Annotated in this window: 7 protein-coding genes; all 7 read right to left on the reverse strand. The window is 26.2% G+C overall.

What is annotated here, in order from left to right; genetic code table 11:
• Positions 1 to 25: 25 nt before the first annotated feature.
• Positions 26 to 715, reverse strand: a complete 690-nt coding sequence (locus ACTHW2_RS11935) for a metallophosphoesterase (protein ID WP_442264137.1) — start codon at positions 713 to 715, stop codon at positions 26 to 28.
• A 258-nt stretch (positions 716 to 973) separates the two neighbouring features.
• Positions 974 to 1522: an isochorismatase family protein gene (locus ACTHW2_RS11940; protein ID WP_442264138.1), complete on the reverse strand. Its 549-nt coding sequence runs from the start codon at positions 1520 to 1522 to the stop codon at positions 974 to 976.
• A gap of 108 nt (positions 1523 to 1630) precedes the next feature.
• Complete coding sequence (locus ACTHW2_RS11945) at positions 1631 to 1861, reverse strand: hypothetical protein (protein ID WP_442264139.1); 231 nt, start codon at positions 1859 to 1861, stop codon at positions 1631 to 1633.
• A gap of 11 nt (positions 1862 to 1872) precedes the next feature.
• Positions 1873 to 2370: a DUF5301 domain-containing protein gene (locus tag ACTHW2_RS11950; RefSeq protein ID WP_442264140.1), complete on the reverse strand. Its 498-nt coding sequence runs from the start codon at positions 2368 to 2370 to the stop codon at positions 1873 to 1875.
• A 78-nt stretch (positions 2371 to 2448) separates the two neighbouring features.
• Positions 2449 to 2802, reverse strand: a complete 354-nt coding sequence (locus ACTHW2_RS11955) for a hypothetical protein (protein WP_442264141.1) — start codon at positions 2800 to 2802, stop codon at positions 2449 to 2451.
• A gap of 18 nt (positions 2803 to 2820) precedes the next feature.
• Entirely contained in the window at positions 2821 to 3030 is a 210-nt protein-coding gene (locus ACTHW2_RS11960; RefSeq protein ID WP_442264142.1) for a helix-turn-helix domain-containing protein, read from the reverse strand.
• Positions 3031 to 3040: 10 nt separating this feature from the next.
• A complete protein-coding gene (locus ACTHW2_RS11965; RefSeq protein WP_442264143.1) occupies positions 3041 to 3517 on the reverse strand; it encodes a DUF2975 domain-containing protein in 477 nt (158 codons plus the stop codon).
• Between the last annotated feature and the right edge of the window lie 64 nt (positions 3518 to 3581).

Here is a 3581-nt window from a genome sequence, read left to right on the forward strand (position 1 = left end):
TTTTTTTACTATCAATTTCATATTATCACTCCTCATATAAAGATTTAAGTTGAAACTTTAAATAATCACTTGATACGCAATGAAATTCAATGCCTTCTAACTCACCTTCTACTATATATTTATGTCCCTCTGAATGTAAATGACCATATATACATAAATCTATATTAAATTCTTTCATTACTTCTACAAATTCATTAGGTTTTAAGTTCATATCAAAAGGTGGATAGTGCATCATGGCAATCTTTTTCTCTACGTTCTTTTCAATAGATGATAAAGAGTTTCTAAGTCTTAGTACTTCTCTTCTAAATATTTTTTCATCTTTTTCAGTAAAAAAGTCGCTATCTCTAGAGTTCCATCCCCTAGTTCCTCCTATGCCTATATTTTTATAAATATAAGAGTTGTTCTGAATAAAAAATAAACTCTTTAAATTTAAATCATTTATCTTTTTTAAACTTTGCCACCAGTAATCATGGTTTCCTTTAATAAATACCTTTTTCCCTGGCAAATCATCTATTCTTTTAAGATCAAGTTGCGCTTGCTCAAGCTTTAATGCCCAAGAAATATCACCTGGAATTAAAACTATATCTTCTTTTTCTACTTTATCTTTCCAACTTTTTATAATCTGATCTTCATGATCTAACCAGTTATCTCCAAATATATCCATAGGTTTTTGTTTTGAATAATCAAAGTGCAAATCCCCTATTCCATATATCATATATTCACCTCAACTCATCTTAATGTTTAACTTTAGGTTATAAAAGCTGTTGTTTCCATACTTTAGTCCTAAAGTTAATGTTTAACTTCAACCTAAGTTAATCAGATTAAAGTCTTTTATTTCTAAATTGCCCTGGAAATATAATATCTTTTAAACATATTATATCATCATATATAATTATATACTATTTATCCTTTATTAGCTTAGAAAAATAACAGAAATAACTTATTTTCTTTAAGTCATTTCTGTTATTTGAAATTATTTAATAAGTTTTGAAATAGTTTTAAATTCATCAGTTCCAGCTTTTCCAAGTAAATCAAATAAAACTGTTTCAGTATTTGTAATAATAGCTCCCATTTCTTTTAAAAGATCCAATCCATTTTCAACGTTTTCTTCCGTTCTAGAACTTACAGCATCTTTTACTATAAATACATTATATCCTAATTCTATTAAGTCTCTAGTAGTTTGGTATACGCATACATGCGTTTCCATTCCAACTAGTATTATATCTTTTTTATCAGACTTTTGTAAAAAAGTTCTAACTTCATCTATGCAGCCTGAGAATTCTATTTTAGTAAAAGTTTTTTTATCATCAATATATCTCTTTATTTCGCCCACAGTAGAACCTAATCCTTTTGGATATTGTTCTGTAGCTATTACATTTATATTCATCGTATGAGCCGATTCTAATAGCGTTATGGTGTTTTTAATTACCCTTTCCCCATCTTTCATAGCTGGAACTAGTCTTTCTTGTATATCAACTACAAACATTAAACTATTTTCTCTTTTAAGTCTAAATTTTTCCATTCTTCTCCTCCTAAATATATTCCTTATATAAATTATATAGCAGAGATTAAAAAGTTTCAATAAAGCATACTATAATTTGCTATATATCTACTGCTTAGATACTATTATTTAATTATTTTGTTTATCAAACAATTTCACTAAAGAAAGCATAGATAAAAAGCCTAACATAAAAAGTTTTAACCAACCCATATATATCCAAAACTCCCCACCATAAACTAAATCCATAGATGTTGAATATTCATCTACATAAATCCCTAAATTCCAAAATAGTTTTAATGAAATTAAAAATGATACAGTACTAAGTATAAAAACAATCCAACTAATATTTTTGTTTTTCATTCTTTCCCTCCTTATTTAAAGCCCTTTTTAAGTATATCATCAAAAGATATTAGTATATTTTCTTTAATTCCTCTTTCTATAATTTGACCTAATTCATCTATATCCTTAGGTCTTACTTTGAAAACCCTATAATATGGTTGATCAATATAAATATCTTTTCCTTCTCTATATAGGGATCTCCAACTACTTTCTTCTATTCCAAAATTAAAAAGAACAGCTGTAAAATTTGTTTTATCAGGAAAATCAGAAACACTTTCCCTATATGTTCTATTGGAATCAGCAAATATTTCTAGAAACCTATTTATTTCCTTTGGCTTATTTATGACAGTTTTTTCAATCCCTATATCATTTTTAACATCAATAAGGACAATATTTTCTAAATCTTGATGTTCAGGAACTGGTAGATAGCCTTGATTTCTACCTACCATAAACATAAAGACTTTATCAGCTAGAAAAACAAATAAAATAATACTTATTAAAATTAATGACCATCTTATTTTTTTATTCATACACTCCCCCTAGAAAGTTAAACTATAATACTAGCTTCCTGATAATAAAATTGAAACATACCTCATATAAAAATAATCTTACATGCTTCCTATGAGTAATGTGAGCATAATCATAATAATACTAATAACCGATAAAACTAAAATTAATAAGGAGAAAAATAAGTTATTTTTATATTCCCTAAAAGATGATATTATTCCAATAATAGATACCAAAACCCATATAGGTGTAAATATCATATCTCCAATCTTTTCAGGTAGATACACATAAAAATCACTTAAAAAAAGTATCCAGTTTAAAACTATTAAAGCTAAAGCTACAAAAGAAGACTTAAAAGGTTTTTCCTTATACTTTTCTTTATTTGTTTTATATACTAGGATAAGTAATATTATAAAAAGAACTATTCCTGCAAAAATAAATGTTGTTAATCCCATAAACTATTCCTCCATCAGTCAATCTTCTTCTATATATTCTAAAATATCACCTGGTTGACAATCCAAAGCTTTACATATTCCTGCCAAAGTTGAAAACCTTACAGCTTTTGCTTTACCATTTTTTAGTATAGATATATTTGACATAGTAATGCCAACCCTTTCAGATAGTTCAGTAACACTCATCCCTCTTTTTGCTAACATAATATCTATATTTACTTTTATCTTCATATTCATCACCCTATATCGTAAGATCATTTTCATTTTTTATTTTTACAGCTTTTAATAATAGTTCTTTTAATATTTCTATAAGCACATATATTACAAAAGAAGCAAAGATGATTAATAAACTTAGTAAAACTATACCAGGTTGCATTGCCTTTTCTATATATAGATAAATAAGACCTAAAAAATATATAATTATCTCTGAAATAGAACATTTAGATATAATATTTAAATGTTTTATTGATTTCATTGTAAATACTGCATCAACATCTATAAGCTTTATAAGTCTAAATACATTAAATACTGCTATAAAAAACGGAAGTCCTGTGAGATATATTCCAAGTATTAACGGCCATTTCATATGGCCAAATTCTGGTGCTGTTTCTTCAAAATAATTAGCTATCCCAGGTATAAAAAATATAAGTAATAATAAAATAATTATTGAAATTAAACTAACAGCTAATTTAAGTATATTAATTTTCCAAGTTTTCATAATAACACTTCCTAGTATAATAATGTCATAGTCAATACTGACTATGCAGTTAAAACTTTTCTAC

This window comes from Tissierella sp., assembly GCF_052089545.1.
In the GTDB taxonomy this organism is placed as follows: Bacteria; Bacillota; Clostridia; order Tissierellales; family Tissierellaceae; genus Tissierella_A.